This window comes from Pseudomonas kielensis, assembly GCF_014236655.1.
In the GTDB taxonomy this organism is placed as follows: Bacteria; Pseudomonadota; Gammaproteobacteria; order Pseudomonadales; family Pseudomonadaceae; genus Aquipseudomonas; species Aquipseudomonas kielensis.
Genome location: NZ_JACMYG010000019.1, coordinates 1 through 22,739 on the forward strand (window position 1 = coordinate 1; position 22,739 = coordinate 22,739).

Consider the following 22,739-nt stretch of genomic DNA (forward strand, 5'->3'; position numbering starts at 1 on the left):
GAAACCCCAATTGCGAAAGCAGTTGGGGTTTTGTTTTTCCGCGCGAAAAAACCAGCCCCCTCACTCCCGCGCGATCTTTGTTCAGATAAACCCGAGAAACTTCACCGATCCCTTCAAGGGATCGCCCTATCCGGCCGATAACCCGATGGACGGTAGTCTCGTGCGATGCCAAACCGGGTAGCGAAGTCGAGCGCGCCCCAGTGGTTCATCTTTTTAATTGCCTGGAATCTTCGATGCTGGCGTACCACCAAAAGAGCTTTTTGATCGTCGATGATTTTTCGGATTTCCGTAGTTCGGTCCGGTCGATGTTGCGCGAGTTGGGTGTGAAAGAAGTCGATACGGCCGACACGGGCGAGGTCGCGCTGCGCATGTGCTCGCAGAAGCGCTACGACTTCATCCTGCAGGACTACCACCTGGGCGACGGCAAGAAGAACGGCCAACAGGTACTCGAAGACCTGATGATCGAAAAGCTGATCAGCCACGAAAGTATCTTCGTCATGGTCACTGCCGAGAGCAGCCAGGCCATGGTGCTAAGTGCCCTGGAACATGAGCCGGATGCCTATCTGACCAAACCGTTCAACCGCGCCGGCCTGGCCCAGCGCCTGGAGCGGTTGCAGCAGCGCAAGACCTTGCTCAAGCCAATCATGCAGGCGCTGGATCGCGGCAAACCGGTGGAGGTCCTCAACGCCTGCATCGCCCTGTGCAGGCAGGACCCGCGTTACTCGCCGCTGTGCCTGCGCTACCGCGCCGACGCCCTGCGCGACATGAATCAGAACGAAGTGCTCGAACGGTTGTACAACAGCATCCTCGCCGACCGTCCGCTGCCTTGGGCCTATGTGGGGCTGGGGCGCCTGCTGTTCAAGCGCGGCCAGGTCGCCCAGGCCAAGGCGCTGTACGAAAAGGCACTGAAGGTCTTCCCGATGATGCCGGGCCTGTACGACGGGCTGGCTGACGTGCTGGTGGCGCAAGGCAATAGCAAGTCGGCACAACGGGTGCTTGAAGAGGCGGTGCGTCTTTCCCCCCTGGCGGTCCGTCGACAATCGTTGCTGGGCAAGTTGGCCATGAGCAACGAAGACTTCGACACCGCTGCCAAAGCTTATCGCCAGGCTGTCTCGCAAGGTGCGCAGTCGCGCTTCAAGGATCCGGAGAGCAACCTCGGCCTGGCCCATGCGCTGATCAGCAAGGGCAGCGAAAGAGGCCTGGACACCCGTGCCCGCCTGGAGATCAACCAGACCTTGAGCGCGGTCGCCAAGGAAAACCCCAGCGACCCCGGTCTGCAGATTCGCGCGCGGCTGATGAAAGCCACCAGTTTGCTGATCAACGATGCGGAAACGGCTGACAAACTCACCGAGCAGGCCCTGACTCGCCTCGACGGCATGGAGCAGTTCATGAGCGCCGATGCGGCCTTGCTGGTGGCCAAGCAGTTGAAGATGCTGGGGCAGGCCCAGGCCAGCGACTCGATGCTCAAGAACTGTGCGGAAATCTACGGCGATGACCCGGCGGTAATGCGCGGGATCGCCAAGCAGACCGATGATCCGGCGATTCTCAATTCGGGTACGGCCGCCGCAGACCTCAACCGCCAAGGCGTGCGCAGCTACAAGGCCGGCGCCCTGACTGAAGCCCGCGAGCTGTTCCGCGGTGCCCTGTTACTGCAACCGAAAAACATCAGCATCGCCCTGAACATGGCGCAGGCGCTGTTGCACGGGGCCACGGCCGACCTCGATCCGGGATTGCTCGAGGAGTGTCGCAAGTGTTTGAAGATGGTCGGCTTGATGCCAGAGAGCGACTCGCGGTATCCGCGTTATCAGAAGCTGCAGAACAAGGCGTTTGAGCAATGAGTGAGATTGATCAGGGGCTGGATTTCTCCACGGTGATTGCCTCCACCGTACACGACATGAAGAATTCCCTGACGGTGCTGATGCAAGCGCACGGCCAGTGGCTTGCCCGGCTGCCCAGCGCCCAACAGCAAACCGACGAGCAGGGCGTGATCGACTTCGAATTCGCCCACCTGAACGGCATGCTGGTCCAGTTACTGGGACTGTACAAACTCGGCGTCAACCAGTTGCCGGTACGCCCGGACTACCATGAACTGGACGATTTCATCGAGGCCCAGTTGGCCGCGCATCAAGAGGTGTTCAAGAGCCGGGGGATTCTCGTCACCTACGAAGTCGATCCCTTGAGCCCGCTGGGCTTTTTCGACCGAGAGTTGATCGGCACGGTGCTGGCCAATGCCATCAACAACGCGATCCGTTATGCCCGTCAGTCGCTGCTGATCAGTGTCGGTGAAGAAACCGGGCAGTTGGTGCTGACCATCAATGACGACGGCGAAGGCTACCCGGCCCAGATGATCGAGCGCCAGGAGCAGTATGTGCAGGGCATCAACCCGGCCAGCGGCAGTACCGGCCTGGGTCTGTACTTTGCCGCGCGCATCGCCCAGTTGCACCAGCGCAACGGCGTGCCCGGGCGGACCGAAATCAGTAATGGCGGGCCCTTGGGTGGCGGCTTGTTCCGTCTTTATCTGCCGTGAGGCCTGTCAGAGCCAGCGTGCACAACGTCTGACAGAGCTTTTCAGCGGTTGTGCTTGATATTCCGAACGGCTGATGCCTATTTTGTGCGGACCGCCGTTAACGGCCCTCACACTACCAAGGATAGCGTCATGATGACCGATGGCCTGGGTTCTCTCGCACAGCGATTGACCGGCATTGATGAAGTTGAATGTGTCACCCCGGACATCAATGGGGTGCCGCGCGGCAAGGTGATGACTGCCGAAGGATTTCTCGAGGGGCGACGGCTGCAAATGGCTCGGGGGGTGTTGCTGCAATGCATCATGGGCGGTTATCCACCGGCGCGTTTTTACGGCAGCGACGACGGTGACCTCGCGCTCAACGCCGATCCGCAACAGATCCATCGTTTGCCCTGGAGTGCCCAACCTCGCGCGTTGGCGATCTGTGATGCCGACGAATTGAGCGGCGAAAATTCCCGGCTGTCCACCCGCGGCCAGCTCAAGGCCGTGATCGCCCGTTATGCTGCGCAGGGCCTGGCGCCCGTGGTGGCGACCGAGATGGAGTTTTTTGTCTTCGCCCCCAATACCGACCCGACCCAACCCTTCCTGCCGCCCATTGGCCTGGACGGGCGCCGCGAAGACGGCCTTTCGGCGTTCAGTATCAGTTCCAACAATGGCTTGCGCCCGTTCTTCAATGAGGTCTACGCCTCTATGGCGGCGTTGGGGTTGCCGCGGGACACCTTCATGCACGAAATGGGCGTCAGCCAGTTCGAGATCAACCTGCTGCACGGCGATCCCCTGTTGCTGGCTGACCAGACCTTCCTGTTCAAGCACCTGCTCAAGGAAGTGGCACTCAAGCACGGCTTGACCGTGGTCTGCATGGCCAAGCCTCTGGCCCACACGGCTGGCAGCTCGATGCACATTCACCAGAGCGTGGTCGAGCTCGGTACCGGTCGCAACGTGTTCAGTGACGAGTCTGGCGAGCCTACGGCGACGTTCCGTCACTTCATCGGCGGCCAGCAGGCCGGCATGGCCGACTTCACCGCGCTGTTCGCGCCGAACGTCAATTCCTACCAGCGCCTGTGCCATCCCTACGCATCCCCCAACAATGCCTGCTGGTCCCATGACAACCGCGCCGCCGGATTGCGTATTCCCGCCAGTTCGCCAGCGGCGCGCCGGGTCGAAAATCGTCTGCCGGGCGCCGACGCCAACCCCTACCTGGCGATCGCCGCCAGCCTGGCCGCGGGGCTGCACGGCATCGAGCAGCAACTGGAGCCGACACCGGCCATCCAGGGCGAATTCAGCGTGCCGGAAAGTTTGTCTTTGCCATGTACCTTGCATGCGGCTCTGGAACGTCTGAAACGTAGCCAATTGGCGAAGGAACTGTTCGGCATGGAATTCATCGAAGGCTACATCGCTTCGAAGTCCATGGAGTTGACCAGCTTCTTAGATGAAATCACTCCCTGGGAACGGCGCGTTTTAGCTGCCCAGGCCTAACCGACCCGCCGCTGTCGGGCTATCGTTGAAGGTAGCCCGATCCTCACCGCAAGGAGCCGCTCGGAACGCCGATGCGCCAAATCTGGAAATCCTTTCGAGCGCTGTATTTTGCCTCGCTGATGATGTTGATCGGCTCGGGCTTGCTCAGCACCTACCTGGCCCTGCGCCTGGCCGCCGACCAGGTCGACGGCCTGTGGGTCGGTGCGTTGATGGCAGCCAACTATTTCGGCCTGGTCCTGGGCGGCAAGATCGGCCACCGGTTGATTGCCCGGGTCGGGCATATCCGGGCCTATTCCGCCTGTGCCGGGATAGTCGGGGCCGCCGTGCTCGGGCATGGACTGGTGGACTGGCTGCCCGCCTGGCTGATTCTGCGGATGGTGGTGGGCCTGGGCATGATGTGCCAGTACATGGTCATCGAGAGCTGGCTCAACGAACAGGCCGACGCCAAGCAGCGGGGCCTGGTGTTCAGCGGCTACATGATCGCCTCCTACCTGGGCCTGGTGCTCGGCCAGTTGATTCTGGTCATGCACCCGTCCCTGGGGCCTGAATTGCTGATGCTGGTGGCCTTGTGCTTTGCCCTGTGCCTGGTGCCCGTGACCCTGACCCGGCGCATTCACCCGGCCCCCTTGCATCCGGCCCCGATGGAGCCACGCTTCTTCATGAAGCGGGTGCCACAGTCCCTCAGCACGGTGCTGGGGGCGGGGCTGATCGTCGGCTCGTTCTATGGCCTGGCGCCGCTGTATGCCTCCCAGCAAGGGCTGTCCACCGAGCAGGTCGGTCTGTTCATGGGTAGCTGCATCTTTGCCGGCCTGGTGGTGCAGTGGCCGTTGGGCTGGCTATCGGACCGCTATGACCGGGCAGTGCTGATCCGCAGCTTCGCCATTTGCCTGGCGTTGGCCGCGTTGCCTCTGGCGATCATGCCCAAGGTGCCGTTGGAAGTATTGTTCATCGCCGGATTTGCCTGTTCGCTGGTGCAGTTCTGCCTGTACCCGCTGGCGGTAGCGTTCTCCAACGACCACGTCGAGAGCGATCGGCGGGTGTCACTGACCGCGATGTTGCTGGTGACGTACGGAGTCGGGGCAAGCATCGGGCCGTTGGTGGCGGGTGTGCTGATGAAGTTTTTCGGCAGCCAGATGCTCTACGCGTTTTTCAGCTTCTTTGCCCTGGTCCTGGTCTGGCGCATCCGGCCCAAAGCGGTGACCAACCTGCATCAGGTCGATGACGCGCCGCTGCACCACGTGGCAATGCCGGACAGCATGTCCAGTTCGCCACTGGTGGCGGCGCTCGATCCACGGGTCGACGAGCAGGTGGTGCAGGACCAGATGCAGAACGGTGCCAGCCCGGAACCCGAGCCAGAGGAGACCGCAGCGGATACCGAGGCCGAACAGACCCCTACCGACCCGCCGCCGGACGATGAGCATCCCCACACCTTCACTGGGGCCAGGCCTTGATCTGAAGGCAAAAAAAAACGGGCAGTCACCGCAAGGGGCTGCCCGTTTTTTTGCCTGGCGAATCAGAAATCGTCTTTGTCGAAACGCCGGGCTTCACGCTGCAGTTGGTAGACAAAGCGCTCGACCTGACGTTGTACCAGGCCGCTCATGTTGTGAAACCGCACGCCGGCGAAGGTGGTGTCGATCCGCTCTTCGTGATGCAGGTAACGCAGCTCCACCGAGGTGGTCATGCTGCCGAAGGGCAGGGCGGCCAGGAAGCGGTCGTAGACCTGGCCCAATTGCAGCCCGCTGGTGATGTCGCCGTCAAAGCGCAGTTTGCAGCCGGTGGCGGAGATGTCCAGCAGCTTGCCGCTCAGGGGCACCTTGAGCTTCTCGCCCGCCAGTTCGATATTGACCAGCTGCGCCAGCTTCAGGGCCGCGCGAAAGGCATTGCGACGCTGGTGGTAGACCACCTCGTCGGGCAGCGTGCCGCGGTAGCAGCGGCCACCGTTGGATTCGTCGATGGCCAGGGTGCCGTTGCTCTCCCAGGCGATGCGCACGCCTTCGTGAAAGCCTTCGATCCGGAACGGTTCGCCGGCCAGCAGGAAACGCTCGCCATCGCGCGGGATCATCTCGTCGAGGGCAATCATGTTGCTTTCCCGATCGATGTCCACCAGGTAGCTCTGGAAACGCTGGCTGCGCTCATGGAACGTGATGATCAGGGGATCATGGCTCTCTTGCAGCATGCGCAGGGTGCTGACGATTTCCAGAGGTGTCGTGAGCACTTTCGGTGGCTGCGGAGCATCTTCCGCGCTTGAGGCATTGAACACGGTTTATCACTCTCCAGACAGAATACGGTCACACGCAAGAGCCGGCATTCTGCCAGCATGTTTCGCGCCTTGATAGAGCGCGCTGAGGGTCGAGGTCAAGCCTGGCTGAGTGGGCGCGGCTTCACGAGCATCGCGGTTGAGCCGCGTGCGTCATAAAGGGTGGGAGACTCGCCGCCATTGAGGATTCTCAATTGATGGGCAGTGGAGGCTTGTTGCACCTGAATCGAACGGCCGTTGTGCGCGTTGGCGCTCTGGCACTCGTTCAGCAACTGATTCAGCGCCTCGCTCTGGGCCAGCAGTTGCTCGCCCAGGCTGGACTGCGCGGCGAGCTGTTGCAGGCCGCTGCTATCGGTGGGCAGATTGAGGCTGGCGAGTATTTCGCTGCGCCGGCGACCATGCTGATCCAGCAGGACGATCAGGCCTTGCTTGCTGGCCAGGATCTGCTCCAGCCGTTGCATGTCGCGACCGTGCAATGCCAGGGATTCTTGCCCCAGCAAATCGAGCAACTGTTGAGCTGGCTCAAGGTCGTCGGTAATCAGTTGCAGTAAATTGTTATCGTGCATGGCTGGCCTTGGGTTTTAAGCGTCCAAAAGCCTGGCGCAAGCCTGGGGCTAGCGCTGGGCTTCGAAGTTGAGCAGTTTGCTGGCGACGCGGTTGCTGTCGACTTTATAGCTGCCATCGGCAATCGCGGCTTTCAACTCGGCCACACGGGCCTTGTCGACTGCGGGCTGATCGCGCAGCGTGTCGCTGATCTTCTGCAACTGCTGAGCCTCGTTGCTGAAGTGAACCGATTCCCCGCTCTGGCTGGCCGCGACCTGTTGGGTCTCGGTCGACAGCGGCGCGTTTTGCGCGGCGTCAGCAGATTCCTGGCTGGCACTGGTGCGCGTGCTGGTGAGCGTGGGGGCGCTGTTCAAACGGCTGAAATCGATAACCATGATGCAAAAAACCTCTGGGAATTTGGACGCTTGCCATGTTTTCGGCCAAATGGCGAAAAACTTTAGGCTCATTTCTCGATGAGCACGGGCGCGTCGGCATTTGCCCTGCGTGAGGCACAGTTTAGGGAATGGCTGGCAGCTGCGCCAGTTATCTACATGGCCACTTCAACCTGACCGGGGGCCATCACCTGGGCCTTGATCACCCGTTGGGAGTTGAGGTTCTTGACCCGGATCTGTTGATTGAGACCGCCATTGGCCAGGGCTTCCCCGGGCATCCGCACGCTGAGCGTGCCGCTGCGGGCAGTGATCACCACCTGGTCGCCCTTGCGCACCACTTCGGCCTGCTCCAGGTGCACCAGGGTAATGACCTGGTCGTTGACCATTGGTCGGACAATTTTTTGCCCGATCGCCTGGTCGACACTGGTCAGGTAACCCTGGTTGATCAAGCTGATGTCGCGCTCACGCAGGATCACGTCAGCCGGCTCAATGATTCCGGCACGCTTGAGCGGGCGGGTGCTGGTCACGACTTCGCGGAACAGCCGGACTTGCGCGGGCACGAACACGGTCCAGGGCGAGGTGCCGTCGCAACGGACCTTCACCGTCACCCGGCCCACCGGCCTGGCCGGGCTCTCGAGGGACGCTGTCAATTCCTTGTCGCACGTCGGCAGGCGCAGGCGGGGATCGAGCTGCTTGACCTCGATCTCATAACGGCCTTCGGTTTGGCTGGAGGCCAAATAGTCTTCAACAGTGAATTCAAGAAAGCCCTGAGTGACGCCGATAAGTAGATCAGGCAAGGTAAGCGGATCTGCAAGGGCAGGGCTGCCAGCGTTGAAAAGGCACGCCGCCGCAGCCGCGCCGAGCAATCGGCGGCAGGTTGAGGTCAGGCGTCGGAAAAATGTCGTGTTCGCGTTCATAGCGGTTAAAAAGCAAGCGCCGTGCCGTTTAGTGATGAATGTGCGTCGCAACACACTTAGCGTTGGTGTAGGGGGCTGGGCATGGCTGGTGTAATGGATTCGGTAAACCAGCGCACACAACTGGTAGGGCAGAATCGCCTGGAGCTGTTGTTGTTCCGTCTAGACGGTCCGCAGCTCTATGGCATCAATGTGTTCAAGGTTCGGGAGGTGCTGCAATGCCCGAAACTGACGCTGATGCCCAAATCCAATCCTGTCGTGTGCGGTGTGGCAAGTATTCGGGGCGCAACCATTCCGATCATGGACCTGGCAATGGCCACGGGGTCGGGCGGGTTGCAGGACCAGAGCAATCCCTTTGTGATCATCACCGAGTACAACACCAAGACCCAAGGGTTCCTGGTGCGCTCGGTCGAGCGGATCGTCAACATGAACTGGGAGGAGATCCATCCGCCACCCAAGGGCACCGGCCACGATCACTACCTGACGGCGGTGACGCGGGTCGACAATCAGTTGGTGGAAATCATCGACGTCGAGAAGGTCCTGGCCGAAGTGGCACCGGCACCGGAAGCGATTTCCGCCGGGGTGGTGGATGACGAGACGCAGCACAAGGCGCTGTCGTTGCGGGTGCTGACGGTCGATGACTCGTCGGTGGCGCGCAAGCAGGTTTCTCGTTGCCTGCAGACGGTGGGGGTCGAGGTCGTGGCGTTGAACGACGGCCGGCAAGCGCTGGACTACCTGCGCAAGCTGGTGGACGAGGGCAAGAAGCCGGAAGAGGAATTCCTGATGATGATTTCCGACATCGAGATGCCGGAAATGGACGGCTACACCCTCACGGCCGAGATCCGCAACGACCCGCGCATGCAAAAGCTGCACATCATCCTGCATACTTCGTTGTCAGGCGTGTTCAATCAGGCGATGGTCAAGAAAGTCGGTGCCGATGACTTCCTGGCCAAGTTCCGTCCTGATGACCTGGCATCCCGGGTAGTCGACCGGATCAAAGCAGCAGATATCAGCTAGGTGGCCTTTGCCCCTGGCGATCAACACGATTTAAGAGGCGGCATCTTTGTCTACGGGTAATTTGGATTTCGAACAGTTCCGGGTCTTCCTGGAAAAAGCCTGTGGCATTTTGCTCGGTGAAAACAAACAGTATCTGGTCTCGAGCCGTCTCAACAAACTGATGGAACAGCAAGGCATCAAGTCGTTGGGTGAACTGGTCCAGCGCATCCAGGTCCAGCCGCGCGGTGGGTTGCGCGAGATGGTTGTGGATGCGATGACCACCAACGAAACCCTCTGGTTTCGTGACACCTACCCGTTTGAAGTGCTGAAGAACAAGGTCTTGCCCGAGGCGATCAAGGCCAGTCCCGGCCAGCGCCTGCGCATCTGGTCGGCGGCCTGTTCGTCGGGGCAGGAACCCTATTCGCTGTCGATGTCGATTGACGAGTTCGAGCGGAGCAACATGGGCCAGTTGCGGATGGGGGTGCAGATTGTTGCCACCGACCTTTCCGGGACCATGCTGACCAACTGCAAGTCCGGCGAGTACGACAGCCTGGCGATCGGTCGCGGTCTTTCGCCCGAGCGCCTGCAGCGTTACTTCGACCCGAAAGGGCCGGGGCGCTGGGCGGTCAAGGCGCCGATCAAGAGCCGGGTGGAGTTCCGCTCGTTCAACCTGCTGGACAGCTATGCCAGCCTGGGCAAATTCGACATCGTGTTCTGCCGCAACGTGCTGATCTACTTCTCTGCCGAAGTGAAGAAGGACATCCTGTTGCGCATTCACAGTACGCTCAAGCCGGGTGGTTACTTGTTCCTCGGTGCATCCGAAGCCCTCAACGGCCTGCCGGATCACTACCAGATGGTCCAGTGCAGTCCGGGGATCATCTACCAGGCCAAGTGATGGTCAGGTGGTAAAAAAAGCGGGAGTCCTCAGGGGCTCCCGTTTTTTATCGTGCTGCATAATCCTTGTTGCAAGCCTGTCGAGCCGCCCAGGGCGGCAGAAAAGCGGCAGGTGCCGGAAGACGCTTGCCGCTTTTCTGGCATTGCCGCCTTGCCGCTTCCGGCCAGGGCCCCTGTTTGCGGGGGCTGGCAAGCTGGCACGGGGCTTGCTTTGAGCCTGTTACGAAAAATCAGGTCACCCAAAGGTTTCCGACATGAGCATCAGCTTCGATAAAGCGCTCGGTATCCACCAACAAGCCCTCAGCTTCCGCGCCCAGCGCGCCGAAGTGCTGGCCAACAACATCACCAACGCCGACACCCCGAACTACAAGGCGCGGGACCTGGATTTCTCGGCGGTCCTGGCCGCCCAGGCCGACAAGAGCAAGAACGGCAGCTTCGCCTTGAACAAGACCAATAGCCGTCATATCGAAGCCCAGGGCCTGAGCAGTGCTGACGAGTCGTTGCTGTACCGCACGCCGATGCAGCCCTCGATCGACCAGAACACCGTGGACGCCCAGCTGGAACAGGCCAGCTACGCCGAGAACTCGGTGAACTTCCAGGCCAGCTTCACCTTGCTCAATAGCAAATTCAAAGGGCTGGTAGCAGCCCTGCGCGGAGAATAATCCATGTCCCTGTCGAGTGTTTTTAATATTGCCGGTAGTGGCATGAGTGCCCAGACCACGCGCCTGAATACCGTGGCCAGTAACATCGCCAACGCCGAGACCGTCTCCTCGAGCATCGACCAGACCTACCGTGCCCGGCACCCGGTGTTTGCCACCATGTTCCAGGGCGGCCAGGCGGGCGGCGGCGACTCGCTGTTCCAGAATCAGGATGCGGCCGGCCAGGGCGTGCAAGTGCTGGGCGTGGTCGAGGACCAGAGCAATCTGGAAGCCCGCTACTTGCCCAACCACCCGGCAGCTGACGCCAAGGGGTACGTCTACTACCCCAACGTCAACGTGGTTGAAGAGATGGCCGACATGATTTCCGCCAGCCGTTCGTTCCAGACCAACGCGGAAATGATGAACACCGCCAAGACCATGATGCAGAAGGTCCTGACCCTCGGTCAGTGATAAGGGGCAGCTTCGATGAGTGTTACCGATTCCACCAGTGGCCCGAGTCTCAACGACATTCTTGCGAACTCCAAGACCACCGTCACCAAGACCAGCAATGATGGCCTGGCGGCCGCTGCTGGCAGCAAGACTGGCAAGAACGAGCTGGGCAAGGACGCGTTCCTGCAACTGCTGGTGACTCAACTGAAGAACCAGAACCCCCTCGACCCGCAGGACAACAGCGAGTTCGTTGCCCAGTTGGCGCAGTTCAGCAGCCTGGAAGGCATCACCACCCTGAACTCCTCGGTGAACAACATATCGAGCTCGTTCAAATCGTCCCAGGCCCTGCAGGCGTCCTCGCTGGTGGGCCGTTCGGTGGTGGTCCAGACCGGCTCGGCCTATGTCGACAGCACCAAGAGCATGACCGGCTCGGTGGTCATTCCGGCCTCGGTGGCCGGCACCACGGTGACCATCAGCGACAAGGACGGCAAGGCGGTGAAAACCATCGAGCTGGGCAGCCAGGGCCAGGGCAATGCCAGTTTCGTCTGGGACGGCACCAACACCGCGGGCGAGAAAGTCGACCCGGGTACCTACACCTTCAAGGCCAGTGCGCAGATCGACGGCAAGGCCACTGACCTGATCACCTACCTGCCGGCGACCGTCAACAGCGTGACCCTGAGCCAGACCGGCGGCGAGATGATGTTGAACCTCGCCAACATGGGCTCCATCGCCCTGTCCAAAGTACAGACCATCGGTCTATAGAGCCGGCTAGCGCGGCAACAAGGAGTGGAATATGTCTTTTAATATCGGCCTTAGCGGTCTCTATGCGGCCAACAAACAACTCGACGTTACCGGCAACAACATTGCCAACGTCGCCACCACCGGCTTCAAATCCTCCCGGGTGGAGTTCGAAGACGTGTACGCGGCAAGCAAGCTGGGTAACGGCAACAAGTCCATCGGCAGCGGCGTGAGCCTGGCCAACGTCTCCCAGCAATTTCGCCAGGGTGATGTGACCAACACCGGCAACGTGCTGGACATGGCCATCCGCGGTTCGGGCTTCTTCGTGCTCAATGACGGCGGCTCGCTGACCTACACCCGCGCCGGTACCTTCAATGTCGACAAGGACGGCTTCATCACCAACAGTGCCGGCACCGCGCGCTTGCAGGGTTATGCGGTCGATGAGAACGGCAAAATCCTCAAGGATGTGATCGGCGACCTGAAAATCGACCAGTCGAACCTGCAGCCGAAAACCACCGGCAACATTTCCTCGAGCATCAACCTGAACTCCAGCAAGCCGATCATCGATCCGGCGGTCACCCCGTTCGACCCGACCAAGATCGACACCTACACCGACATGTTCACCACCCCGATCTACGACAGCCAGGGCAACCAGCACAACCTGGACCAGTACGTGGTCAAGACCGGCGCCAACACCTGGCAGACCTACACCCTGGTAGGGGGACGCAACCCGGACGGCTCGGCCTTCGTCCCGGCCAGCCTCGGTTCGCCGGCAACGCCGAGCAACCAGGCGGCCATGACCATGAACTTCGGTTCCGACGGCAAGCTGCTGGACATCGACGCACCGGCCAGCGGCAGCCCGTACACCGTCAGCGGCAACTCGATTGTCATGGGGGCGGGCGTCTGGACCCCGGGTACGGTCAAGGATGGCGTGTGGACGGCCAACGGTGCGGTGGGCAATGCCACGGGGGTCACCAACGACCTGGCCCTGACCACCCAGTACAACTCGGCGACCATCCGCAACCTGCCAACCCAGGACGGCTACGCCACCGGCCAGATCACCAACCTGACCATCGACGGTACCGGTACGCTGTTCGCCAACTTCAGCAACAGCAAGTCCAAGGCGATCGGCCAGGTCACCCTGGCCAGCTTCAACAACGAGCAGGGCTTGCAGGCCGCCGGCGGCACGAGCTGGAAGGAGACCTACCTGTCCGGTTTCGCCGCATACGACGCCGGCCAGACGGGCACCCTGGGCTCGGTGGTGTCCAACTCCCTGGAAGACTCCAACGTCAACCTGACCAATGAGCTGGTGGACCTGATCAAGGGCCAGAGCAACTACCAGGCCAACGCCAAGACCATCTCCACCCAGAGCACCATCATGCAGACCATCATTCAGATGGCCTGATGCCGGTGGGTTAAACCTGCGGTACAAAAAAGCCCCTCATCGAGGGGCTTTTTCGTGGGGGCGGGAAGGGTCAGCCCATCATGTCCTTGATCATCCGCTCCTGTTCCATGAGCTCGCGTTGCCGCGCATCGATCCGCGACGACAGCGGGAAATTGCTGCCGGCGCGCCGCTTGGCGAAGTCCAGTTGCTGAATGGCCTGGCGGTAGTCGCCGACCAGCGCGAAATACTCGGCGCGTGCCTGGTGCAGGCCAATGATGTTGCCGGACAGGCCGCGGGTTTCGGCAACCATGTACCAGACATCCGGGTCGTCCGGCCGCGTCTTGAGCAGGGCTTCCAGGGCCTTTTCGGCATCGGCTGGGCGATTCTGCTTGAGCAGCAGGTCAACCCGCACCTGGTTGAGCGGGTAGTTGCGCGGGAACTGGCTGAGCATCCGGTCGACCCGGCTTTGCGCGTCGGGCAGGCGATTGCTGGCCATGTCCAGGTCGACCTGGGCCAGGTTGTAGATGATTTCGTTCGGTGCCTTGGCCAGGAGCGGTTTCAGGCTCTCGCGGGCATCGCTGAGCTGGCCGGCCTTGATCTGGGCAATGGCCAGGCCGTAACGCGCCACGTCGTTTTTCGGGTTTTCGTCCAGCTGCGCGCGAAAACGCTTGGCGGCCAGGCCCGGGGTTTCTTCGTAGTGCAACTGTACGCGGGCGCGAATCAGCTGATAGGTCTGGGTGTCTTCCTTGCCACCGATGGGAGCCTGTTCAGCGCGGTTGCGGGTGTCGGCGATCCGCGATTCGGTCACCGGGTGCGTCAGGAGGAATTCCGGCGGCTTGGCATCGAAGCGGTACTGGCGCCCCAGCCGTTCGAACATGCTCGGCATCGAGCGCGGGTCGTAGCCTGCTTTCTCCAGGTTGACGATGCCGATGCGGTCGGCCTCCTGCTCGTTCTGCCGGGAGAAGCGCCGTTGCTCCTGGATCGCGGCAGCCTGGGTCCCGGCAATTGCCGCGATCCCGGCGTCACCGGCGCCAGCCGCGGCCACGATGATCCCGGCGAGCAGGGCGGCCATCATCGGCACTTGCATGCGTTGCTGGGCTTCTACGCCGCGGGCGAAGTGGCGTTGCGACAAGTGCGCCAATTCGTGGGCCAGTACCGAGGCGTACTCGCCTTCGGTCTGGGCGTTGAGAAACAGGCCACCGTTGACCCCGACAATCCCGCCTGGCGCAGCGAAGGCGTTGAGCTGCGGGCTGTTGATCAGGATGAACTCAAGACGCCGGTCGTTCAACTGACTGGTTTCCACCAGGCGATAGACACTGGTTTCCACGTAGTTTTTCAGTTGGGGGTCATTGAGTTGTGACACCTGGCTGCGCAGCATGGCCAGCCAGGCGCGCCCCAGGTCATGCTCCTGCTGGGGCGAGACGATGGCAGAACTGGCGTCGCCAAGTGACGGCAAGTCGTCGGCGAAGCCTGGTGAGGCAAGCAGGCAAGCGAGCGTCAGCAGCGTGGGGCGCAGAAAATTCATGCACAAAGCCTTAGTCGACAAAGAGCTTACTGTAGCCGGACACTTGCCTCGGGACCAGATATTCTAGGCGGCTCAATCACCTGTGCGGAGTGAAGTCATGACCGACGCTGTAGCCCATGATGCCGAACTGGACGCCAGTGGGCTCAATTGCCCGTTGCCGCTGCTCAAGGCCAAGATGGCGCTCAATGGCCTGCCCAGTGGCGCCGTGCTCAAGGTGATCGCCACCGATGCCGGCTCGCAGCGCGACTTTCGCACCTTTGCCCGTTTGGCCGGTCATACCCTGCTGCGCGAAGAAGACCAAGCCGGTGTCTATCGCTACTGGCTGAAAAAAGCCTGACTGGCTGCCTACCCTTAAGGATCATTGATGTTCAAAGTGCTACGCGACTGGATTCAGCGCTACTTCTCCGACGAAGAAGCGGTGGTACTGGCCGTCCTCCTGATCCTGGCCTTCACCGCCGTGCTGACTCTGGGCGGCATGCTTGCGCCCGTGTTGGCGGGCATGGTCCTGGCGTACCTGATGCAGGGCCTGGTCAGCACCCTGGAGCGCCTGCGCCTGCCTGGCGGGGTCGCGGTGGGGCTGGTGTTCGCGCTGTTCATGGGGGTGTTGCTGGTGTTCATCGTGGTGGTGGTGCCCTTGCTCTGGCATCAGCTCATCACCCTGTTCAACGAACTGCCCGGGATGCTCGCCAAATGGCAGTCGTTGCTGCTGTTGCTGCCTGAGCGATATCCGCACCTGGTGTCGGACGAGCAGGTGCTGCGGGCCATCGAAGTGGCGCGCAGCGAAATCGGCAAGTTCGGCCAGTGGGCGTTGACCTTCTCGCTGTCGAGCCTGCCCCTGCTGGTCAACATCATGATCTACCTGGTGCTGGTGCCGATCCTGGTGTTCTTCTTCCTCAAGGACCGGGCCATGATCGGCCGCTGGGTACTCGGCTACCTGCCGCGTGAGCGGGCGCTGATGACTCGGGTCGGTCAGGAAATGAACCGGCAGATCGCCAACTACATTCGCGGCAAGGTCATGGAAATGGCCATCTGCGGCGGGGTGACCTACATCGGTTTTGTCGCCATGGGCCTCAACTACTCGGCGCTGCTGGCGCTGTTGGTCGGGGTGTCCGTGGTGGTGCCCTATGTCGGCGCGGTGGTGGTGACCGTGCCGGTGATGCTGATTGCCTTGTTCCAGTGGGGCTGGAGCGATCAGTTCATCTACCTGATGGCGGTCTACGGGATCATCCAGATCCTGGATGGCAACGTGCTGGTGCCGTTGCTGTTCTCCGAAGCGGTCAACCTGCACCCGGTGGCGATTATCTGCGCGGTGCTGCTGTTCGGTGGGCTGTGGGGGTTCTGGGGCGTGTTCTTCGCGATTCCCCTGGCGACGCTGTTCAAGGCCGTGCTGGATGCCTGGCCGCGCAAGGAACCGGTGGTTTCGCCGCTGTTGTAGCGTCGGGCCCATCGCGAGCAGGGTTTACACCGATCCTGCTCGCAGTGGCGTCATCCCAGGCGCCGAACAAATCAGCCCTTGGCCAGCGCCTGGGCCGCCGCCAATACGGCATCCACATGCCCCGGCACTTTCACCCCGCGCCATTCCTGACGCAGCACGCCGTGCTGGTCGATCAGGAAGGTGCTGCGATCAACCCCCATGTACTCCTTGCCATACAGCTTCTTCAACTTGATCACGTCGAACAGCTGGCACAGGGCTTCGTCCTTGTCGCTGATCAGCTCGAAGGGGAACTGCTGCTTGCACTTGAAGTTCTCGTGGGACTTCAGGCTGTCGCGGGAAACGCCGAACACTTCGGTGTTGGCCGCGACAAACTGCGGGTACTGGTCACGAAAACCCTGGCCCTCGGTGGTGCAGCCCGGCGTGCTGTCCTTGGGGTAGAAGTAGATCACCACCTGCTTGCCCTTGAGGGCGGCCAGGCTGACGGTCTGCCCGCTGGTAGCGGGGACTTCGAAGTCGGCGACCGGTTGGTCGATAGCGACGGCCATGAAAGCTTCCTTACATTGGGTTCTGTGGGCGCCACGGTTCGATCAGCGCGTCCAGGTTCAGCGCGTCGGCGAAATCGAGGAACTGATCGCGCAACCAACTGATCTGCACACCGGCCGGCAGGGTCACGGTGAAGGTGGCGTTGAGCATGGTGCCGCCAGTCTGGGGGGCCTGATAGGTGTCGCAGGTCAGGTTTTCCAGCTCGACGTTATGGTCGATGAAGAACTGGCACAGCTCATTGACGATGTCCGAGCGGTAGGCGGAACTGACGTAGGCCACATACGGCAGGGCCTGCGGGCGGTTTTCCAGCGCTGCGCTGCGCACCACGTTGACGGTGAAGGCGTGTTTCTTGGCCAGGCTCGGAAGACCGGCTTCCAGGCGCGCCAGGGCGTCCCAGGAACCGGAAATCTCCAGAATGAGTGCACTGCACTCGCCATGGCGAGTCAGGCGGGAGGTGACCACGGCGCAGCGATTTTCATGGCTGGCGCGGCACAGGACGTTAGTCAGCTCCATGGGGTTGGCGCCGAGGGCACTGATGACAAGGAATTGTTCGCGAACTGTGGGGGTGGACATGCAGCATTCCTAAAGCGATGAGCGGTCGGTACGTTTATAGGCTGATTCGTCGGGTGTGGGTCCGGATGCGCTATCAACAAAGCCTGAGCCAGAGGGTTGCTTCGAGCTCAAACAAGGTGAGTTCGGGTAGATGGCAACGCAGGGGCGGGGCTTGTGGAGCCGAAAATGGAGGCTTGAACCCGGCGCACGAGCCTGTCGGTACTGATCAAAGTCTGAAGGGTAGCGAAAAGCGGCGCCAAGGGGAATGGCATGAGCGCAGTACTTCGCTTGTGCAAGCATCTTGGCGCCAGTACCATTACCGCTCTCTTTTTCCGGCAGGAGCGGTTGCATGATTGCGGGCAGTATGGTGGCACTGGTCACACCCATGGATGCACAGGGTCGTCTGGACTGGGACAGCCTCAGCAAACTGGTAGACTTTCACCTGCAAAACGGCACCCACGCCATCGTGGCCGTCGGTACCACGGGTGAGTCGGCAACCCTCGACGTAAACGAACATATCGAAGTGATTCGTTATGTGGTCAAGCAGGTAGCCGGGCGTATCCCGGTGATCGCCGGTACCGGCGCCAACTCGACGCGTGAAGCGATCGAGCTGACCTCCAATGCCAAGACCGCCGGCGCCGATGCCTGCCTGCTGGTGACGCCGTACTACAACAAGCCGACGCAAGAAGGCCTGTACCAGCACTTCAAGGCCATCGCCGAAGCCGTCGACATCCCGCAGATCCTCTACAACGTACCGGGCCGCACGGCGTGCGACATGCAGGCCGAGACCGTGATCCGCCTGTCGACCGTGAACAACATCATCGGGATCAAGGAAGCCACAGGCGACCTGTCCCGCGCCAAGGCCATCCTCGATGGCGTGAGCGAGGACTTCCTGGTGTTCTCCGGTGACGACGCCACTGCCGTGGAACTGATCCTGCTGGGCGGCAAAGGCAACATCTCGGTGACCGCCAACGTTGCCCCGCGCGACATGGCCGACCTGTGCAACGCCGCCCTCAAGGGTGACGCCGTGACCGCACGGGCGATCCACGAAAAACTGATGCCACTCAATAAAACCCTGTTTATCGAGTCCAACCCTATCCCCGTGAAATGGGCGCTGCATGAGATGGGCCTGATGCCGGACGGTATCCGTCTGCCGCTCACCTGGCTCAGCGAAGCCTGTCACGAACCGCTGCGACAGGCCCTGCGCCAGTCCGGCGTATTGGTTTAATTGAGGAAGTAATACGCATGAAGCGACTGGCCGGACTTTCCGCACTTGCCTTGATTATCTCCAGCACCAGTGGCTGTGGATGGGTCTGGGGCCCGGAAGGTTATTTCCGTGACCGTGGTAGCGATTACCTCGAAGCGCAACAGACTGCCCCGATGCAACTGCCGCCGGATGTCCAGACCGCCAAGCGCCTGGACCCACTGCTGCCGATCCCGCGCAACGTGGCCGACGACACCGTCAAGGGCGAGTACGTGGTGCCACGTCCGCAGCCGTTGACGGCAATTGCCGAGGCCAGCGACTACAGCCTGCAGAAAAGCGGCGACTCGCGCTGGGTGATGGCGCAGCGTCCACCGGCCGAAGTCTGGCCAGTGGCGGTGCAGTTCTTCCAGGACAACGGTTTCCGCCTGGACCAGCAGCGTCCGCAAACCGGCGAATTCACCACCACCTGGCAGCGTTCCGACGAACTGTCGGCAACCATGACCAAACGCCTGGCCAGCGCCGGCGTGGCCTCCGATGCCGAAACCCGCGTACGGGTGCGCATCGAGCCAGGCGTGCAGCGCAACACCAGTGAAGTCTACGTGGTCAGCGCCGAGCGTCCTGCCGGCAGCAGCGACGACGTGGCCTTCACCAACCGTTCGGTCAACACTGGCCTGGACGCTGCGCTGGTCGACGACATGCTGGTCAGCATGAGCCGCATCTCCGAGAAGGGCGGTTCGGTGTCGATGCTCGCTTCCCGTGATTTCGATACCCCAAGCCGTGTCAGCCTGATCGAAGACGGCAGCGGCAACCCGGTGCTCAACGTCGGCAACGATCTGGACCGTGCCTGGTCGAGCGTGGGTCGCGCGCTGGAGCAAGGCGAATGGCGCGTCGAAGACATCAACCGCAGCCTGGGCCTGTACTACATCAACCTGGCCGAAAAAGCCGAGCGCAAAGACGAGAAGCCTGGCTTCTTCGCCAGCCTGTTCGGCAGCTCTCCGGTCAAGGAAGAAGTCGAGGCCCGCGCCGAGCGTTACCAGGTGCGCCTGAGCAAGGTCGGCGAGAACGTCCAGGTGACCGTCGAGAAAGACATCAACACCGTTGCGCCGGCTGAAGTGGCGCGCAAAGTGTTGGGCGTGATTCAGGACAACCTGGGCTGATCTGATGCGTTTTGCCGTTCTCGGCAGCGGTAGCCAAGGGAACGGCACGCTGATAGCCAGTGACGACACCGTCGTGCTGGTCGATTGTGGTTTCTCCCTGCGAGAAACCGAAAAACGCCTGCTGCGCCTGGGGATAAACCCGGCGCAACTGAGCGCGATACTGGTGACCCACGAACATGCCGACCACGTGCATGGCGTGGGTTTGCTGTCTCGGCGCTACAATATTCCGGTTTACCTCAGTCGTGGCACCTTGCGCGGGATGCGCAAGCCGGTTGATCCGGCAGGGTTCGTGGCCGGGGGAGACCATCTGCAGATCGGCGGGCTGGACATTGGCGTGATCGCCGTGGCCCACGACGCGCAGGAGCCGACGCAGTACGTCTTCAGTGACGGCACCCGGCGTTTTGGTCTGCTGACCGACCTGGGTTCGTACTGCGCCACCGTGCTGGACGGCTACAAGGACCTCGATGCGTTGATGATCGAGTCCAACCACTGCCGCGACCGTTTGGCTCGTGGTCACTACCCGACCTTTCTCAAGCAGCGGGTGGGGGGTGAGCTGGGACATTTGAACAACCACCAGGCGGCATTCCTGGTGTCCGAGTTGGGCTGGAAAGACCTGCAACACCTGGTACTGGCCCATCTGAGCAGCAAGAACAACCTGCCGCAGCTGGCCCGGCAATGTTTTGTCGACACCCTCGGGTGCGACCCGGACTGGCTGCAACTGGCCGATCAAGATTCAGGGCTCGACTGGCGACATATCGCCTAGCCCATCTACTTAGCAAGCGGAGCCCATCATGGAAAAACGTGAAGAACTCTACCGCGGCAAAGCCAAGTCGGTTTACCAGACCGACGACGCTAACCGTTTGATCCTGCTGTTTCGCAACGACACCTCGGCGTTCGACGGCAAGCGCATCGAACAGCTTGACCGCAAAGGCATGGTGAACAACAAGTTCAACGCCTTCATCATGCAGAAACTCGAAGCCGCCGGCGTGCCGACCCAATTCGACAAACTGCTGGGCGACAACGAGTGCCTGGTGAAGAAGCTGGACATGATCCCGGTTGAATGCGTCGTGCGTAACTACGCCGCCGGCAGCCTGGTCAAGCGCCTGGGTGTGGAGGAGGGCATGAAGCTCAACCCTTACACCTTCGAACTGTTCCTCAAGGACGACGCCAAGGGCGACCCGTTCATCAACGAATCCCACGTCGTGGCGTTCGGTTGGGGCACTGCCGAGCAACTGGTTCGCATGAAAGAACTGTCGCTCAAGGTCAACGAAGTGCTGAGCAAACTGTTCGACGACGCCGGCCTGCTGCTGGTCGACTTCAAGCTCGAATTCGGCGTATTCCATGACGGCAGCATCGTCCTGGGCGACGAATTCAGCCCGGACGGCTGCCGCCTGTGGGACAAAGCCACCGGCAAGAAAATGGACAAGGACCGCTTCCGCCAGGGTCTGGGCGACGTCATCGAAGCCTACGAAGAAGTCGCCAACCGCCTTGGCGTACCGCTGTAATCGACGCAAGCATCTGATAGCACGGAAAAAAATTCACTTTAGGGTTTGCATTCGGTGAAGCTGCTGTTATGATGCGCGCCGTTGGAGAGATGCCAGAGTGGCCGAATGGGACGGATTCGAAATCCGTTGTACCTTCACCGGTACCTAGGGTTCGAATCCCTATCTCTCCGCCATTACATAGAAAAAGCCCCCGTCGCTGAAAAGCACGGGGGCTTTTTCGTTCTGTGTTTTTTATCTTCGGGACGCTGCCAGCGTAGTTAAGGACTACTCATCACTGAATGAGCGAGCTTGCTCGCGATGGTCCCAAGAGCGCCACGTTTCACCGGTGAGCAGGGGGTTATGCTCGCGGCCATAGCAAGCAGACGGCTCTCACATAAGACTCGAGGTGACTCAGTGCTTTCTTGGCATACCGATCACGCCGAAACCACCACCCCACCCGCCAACGGCACCGCTCCCGCCACCTTGCACAACTCCACTCCCGCCGCGGCAAAGCGGATGGCGCTGCGCATGTACATCACCCCACTCGTGGTGCTGCACACCACCTGGGTCGTGCCGCTGATGGGGTCAATGATGTGGACCAACGGTTGATCGCGCTCGATCCAGGCGCCCGGGCTGTGCAGGAACACCACCAGCCCGGCGCACGGGGCGCGCAGGGTCAGGGAGCCGTCGAAGGGGGTGATGGGCTGGAGCAGGGCGGGTAGTGGCGGCGGGGTGCCGGCGAGCAGGCCCCGGTGTTGAAGGAAGGCGTAGAGCGCGGCGGCGTCCTGGCGGGCCAGTGGGTGTTCGACTTGTGCTTCGCCGCGCAACTCGACGGTGGCGGCGACGCAGCCGGAGGGGATCGGGAAGCGGCCGGCGAACTGTTGTGCCAGACGCCACCAGGGTTGACCGCAGGCTTCGTCGAACGAGCCGGCACCGGTGCCGCTGGCCAGCAGGGTGGCCTGGGCGCCGATGTAGCGGGCCAGCGGTTCGAGTTGGGCCTGATAGGGGGTTTCGCCGTACAGGTGGACCACCGCCTGGGCGTCGCAATGCAGGTCGAGGACGAAATCGGCGTCGTGGGCCAGCAGCAGTTGGGCCTGGCGCAGGGAGTCGAGCTCGCTGCCCGGCAACATTCGCTTCAAGGCTGCGGCCATGGCGCGGCGAATGAGCTGCTGGTTGTGTTGCGGGTCGTCGTTCAGCTCAGCGCCAAGCTGCGCCTGGATCATCTGCGCCAGGTCCGGGTAACGCCGGTTGAAGTTCTCGCCGCTGTTGAAGTCAAAACGACCCATGGCATCGTGCATCAGGGTCTGTTCCAGGCCGATCGGGTTGGCGATCGGCACCAGCACGATTTCCCCGAGGACCTCGCCACGGGCCTCAGCCTCGTCCAGCAGCAAACGCAAATGATGCAGCGCCAGCATGCCGGGCAACTCGTCGGCGTGCAGGCTGGCTTGCAGGTACACCTTGCCGGCGCCCCCGGGCTGACCGTAATGCAGGCTGATCAGCTGGCGCTGGGTGCAGGGATTGCGGGTCAAGAGGGGGTGGTGCCGGACGTGCATGGGGTCTTCCTTATGGGGGCCGTCGCAGCATCTTTATGAAAAACACCGACCCCCACAATCGAATAATTTGCCCGCCACTG

24 protein-coding genes and 1 tRNA gene are annotated in these 22,739 nt (G+C 61.4%); 17 read left to right on the plus strand and 8 right to left on the minus strand.

Annotated elements, in window-relative coordinates; genetic code table 11:
• The first annotated feature begins 233 nt into the window (after positions 1 to 233).
• From H7995_RS17555 to H7995_RS17570, 4 genes are all read left to right on the plus strand, one after another.
• A complete protein-coding gene (locus H7995_RS17555) occupies positions 234 to 1,838 on the plus strand; it encodes a tetratricopeptide repeat-containing response regulator (protein WP_166592292.1) in 1,605 nt (534 codons plus the stop codon).
• Entirely contained in the window at positions 1,835 to 2,527 is a 693-nt protein-coding gene (locus tag H7995_RS17560; protein ID WP_166592291.1) for a sensor histidine kinase, read from the plus strand. The genes H7995_RS17555 and H7995_RS17560 overlap by 4 nt, the downstream gene beginning before the upstream one ends.
• Positions 2,528 to 2,758: 231 nt before the next feature.
• Complete coding sequence (locus H7995_RS17565; RefSeq protein WP_166592294.1) at positions 2,759 to 4,000, plus strand: glutamine synthetase family protein; 1,242 nt, start codon at positions 2,759 to 2,761, stop codon at positions 3,998 to 4,000.
• A 71-nt stretch (positions 4,001 to 4,071) separates the two neighbouring features.
• Entirely contained in the window at positions 4,072 to 5,451 is a 1,380-nt protein-coding gene (locus tag H7995_RS17570) for an MFS transporter (protein ID WP_166592290.1), read from the plus strand.
• A 62-nt stretch (positions 5,452 to 5,513) separates the two neighbouring features.
• On the opposite strand, the gene H7995_RS17575 is transcribed toward H7995_RS17570, so the two are convergent.
• The 4 genes from H7995_RS17575 to flgA all read right to left on the minus strand — a co-directional run bounded on the left by H7995_RS17575 (position 5,514) and on the right by flgA (position 8,109).
• Positions 5,514 to 6,260: a flagellar brake protein gene (locus H7995_RS17575; protein WP_166592289.1), complete on the minus strand. Its 747-nt coding sequence runs from the start codon at positions 6,258 to 6,260 to the stop codon at positions 5,514 to 5,516.
• 95 nt (positions 6,261 to 6,355) lie between these two features.
• Positions 6,356 to 6,823 (minus strand): flagella synthesis protein FlgN, encoded by a 468-nt coding sequence (locus H7995_RS17580; RefSeq protein WP_166592288.1) that lies wholly within the window; start codon positions 6,821 to 6,823, stop codon positions 6,356 to 6,358.
• Positions 6,824 to 6,871: 48 nt separating this feature from the next.
• Complete coding sequence (flgM, locus tag H7995_RS17585; protein WP_166592287.1) at positions 6,872 to 7,195, minus strand: flagellar biosynthesis anti-sigma factor FlgM; 324 nt, start codon at positions 7,193 to 7,195, stop codon at positions 6,872 to 6,874.
• 152 nt (positions 7,196 to 7,347) lie between these two features.
• A complete protein-coding gene (flgA, locus tag H7995_RS17590; RefSeq protein ID WP_166592286.1) occupies positions 7,348 to 8,109 on the minus strand; it encodes a flagellar basal body P-ring formation chaperone FlgA in 762 nt (253 codons plus the stop codon).
• 81 nt (positions 8,110 to 8,190) lie between these two features.
• Here flgA and H7995_RS17595 point away from each other — a divergent pair, with 81 nt between their 5' ends.
• The 6 genes from H7995_RS17595 to flgE all read left to right on the plus strand — a co-directional run bounded on the left by H7995_RS17595 (position 8,191) and on the right by flgE (position 13,227).
• The gene (locus tag H7995_RS17595) at positions 8,191 to 9,123 is read left to right on the plus strand and encodes a chemotaxis protein CheV (protein WP_166592285.1); all 933 of its coding nucleotides are present in this window, start codon (positions 8,191 to 8,193) and stop codon (positions 9,121 to 9,123) included.
• Between the two features lie 46 nt (positions 9,124 to 9,169).
• A complete protein-coding gene (gene cheR / locus H7995_RS17600) occupies positions 9,170 to 9,997 on the plus strand; it encodes a protein-glutamate O-methyltransferase CheR (protein WP_166592284.1) in 828 nt (275 codons plus the stop codon).
• Positions 9,998 to 10,250: 253 nt separating this feature from the next.
• Positions 10,251 to 10,658, plus strand: a complete 408-nt coding sequence (flgB, locus tag H7995_RS17605; RefSeq protein WP_166592283.1) for a flagellar basal body rod protein FlgB — start codon at positions 10,251 to 10,253, stop codon at positions 10,656 to 10,658.
• Between the two features lie 3 nt (positions 10,659 to 10,661).
• A complete protein-coding gene (flgC, locus tag H7995_RS17610) occupies positions 10,662 to 11,105 on the plus strand; it encodes a flagellar basal body rod protein FlgC (protein WP_166592282.1) in 444 nt (147 codons plus the stop codon).
• A 15-nt stretch (positions 11,106 to 11,120) separates the two neighbouring features.
• Positions 11,121 to 11,846: a flagellar hook assembly protein FlgD gene (flgD, locus tag H7995_RS17615; protein ID WP_166592281.1), complete on the plus strand. Its 726-nt coding sequence runs from the start codon at positions 11,121 to 11,123 to the stop codon at positions 11,844 to 11,846.
• A gap of 31 nt (positions 11,847 to 11,877) precedes the next feature.
• Positions 11,878 to 13,227: a flagellar hook protein FlgE gene (gene flgE, locus H7995_RS17620; protein ID WP_166592280.1), complete on the plus strand. Its 1,350-nt coding sequence runs from the start codon at positions 11,878 to 11,880 to the stop codon at positions 13,225 to 13,227.
• A gap of 70 nt (positions 13,228 to 13,297) precedes the next feature.
• Here the strand turns inward: flgE and H7995_RS17625 are convergent, their stop codons facing one another.
• Positions 13,298 to 14,731, minus strand: coding sequence for a M48 family metalloprotease (locus tag H7995_RS17625; protein ID WP_166592279.1), 1,434 nt, complete (start codon positions 14,729 to 14,731; stop codon positions 13,298 to 13,300).
• A gap of 97 nt (positions 14,732 to 14,828) precedes the next feature.
• Here H7995_RS17625 and H7995_RS17630 point away from each other — a divergent pair, with 97 nt between their 5' ends.
• Both H7995_RS17630 and H7995_RS17635 read left to right on the plus strand, forming a co-directional pair.
• The gene (locus tag H7995_RS17630) at positions 14,829 to 15,068 is read left to right on the plus strand and encodes a sulfurtransferase TusA family protein (RefSeq protein ID WP_166592278.1); all 240 of its coding nucleotides are present in this window, start codon (positions 14,829 to 14,831) and stop codon (positions 15,066 to 15,068) included.
• Between the two features lie 27 nt (positions 15,069 to 15,095).
• A complete protein-coding gene (locus H7995_RS17635; protein WP_166592277.1) occupies positions 15,096 to 16,166 on the plus strand; it encodes an AI-2E family transporter in 1,071 nt (356 codons plus the stop codon).
• 71 nt (positions 16,167 to 16,237) lie between these two features.
• On the opposite strand, the gene H7995_RS17640 is transcribed toward H7995_RS17635, so the two are convergent.
• Together H7995_RS17640 and H7995_RS17645 are read right to left on the minus strand one after the other, a co-directional pair.
• On the minus strand, positions 16,238 to 16,711 hold the full coding sequence (locus H7995_RS17640; protein WP_166592276.1) for a peroxiredoxin: 474 nt from the start codon (positions 16,709 to 16,711) through the stop codon (positions 16,238 to 16,240).
• Between the two features lie 10 nt (positions 16,712 to 16,721).
• On the minus strand, positions 16,722 to 17,282 hold the full coding sequence (locus H7995_RS17645; protein WP_095080353.1) for a glycine cleavage system transcriptional repressor: 561 nt from the start codon (positions 17,280 to 17,282) through the stop codon (positions 16,722 to 16,724).
• Positions 17,283 to 17,610: 328 nt separating this feature from the next.
• Between H7995_RS17645 and dapA the strand changes: the two genes are divergently transcribed.
• From dapA to H7995_RS17670, 5 genes are all read left to right on the plus strand, one after another.
• On the plus strand, positions 17,611 to 18,489 hold the full coding sequence (dapA, locus tag H7995_RS17650) for a 4-hydroxy-tetrahydrodipicolinate synthase (RefSeq protein ID WP_185818680.1): 879 nt from the start codon (positions 17,611 to 17,613) through the stop codon (positions 18,487 to 18,489).
• Positions 18,490 to 18,506: 17 nt separating this feature from the next.
• Positions 18,507 to 19,622: an outer membrane protein assembly factor BamC gene (bamC, locus tag H7995_RS17655; RefSeq protein WP_166592274.1), complete on the plus strand. Its 1,116-nt coding sequence runs from the start codon at positions 18,507 to 18,509 to the stop codon at positions 19,620 to 19,622.
• 4 nt (positions 19,623 to 19,626) lie between these two features.
• Entirely contained in the window at positions 19,627 to 20,385 is a 759-nt protein-coding gene (locus tag H7995_RS17660; protein WP_166592273.1) for an MBL fold metallo-hydrolase, read from the plus strand.
• Positions 20,386 to 20,413: 28 nt separating this feature from the next.
• Positions 20,414 to 21,127 (plus strand): phosphoribosylaminoimidazolesuccinocarboxamide synthase, encoded by a 714-nt coding sequence (purC, locus tag H7995_RS17665; protein ID WP_095171833.1) that lies wholly within the window; start codon positions 20,414 to 20,416, stop codon positions 21,125 to 21,127.
• Between the two features lie 83 nt (positions 21,128 to 21,210).
• Positions 21,211 to 21,300: transfer RNA gene (locus tag H7995_RS17670), tRNA-Ser, on the plus strand.
• A gap of 240 nt (positions 21,301 to 21,540) precedes the next feature.
• On the opposite strand, the gene H7995_RS17675 is transcribed toward H7995_RS17670, so the two are convergent.
• Positions 21,541 to 22,659 carry a succinylglutamate desuccinylase/aspartoacylase family protein gene (locus tag H7995_RS17675; RefSeq protein ID WP_185818681.1) on the minus strand — a complete coding sequence of 373 codons (1,119 nt, stop codon included), beginning with the start codon at positions 22,657 to 22,659 and terminating at the stop codon, positions 21,541 to 21,543.
• Positions 22,660 to 22,739: the final 80 nt, after the last annotated feature.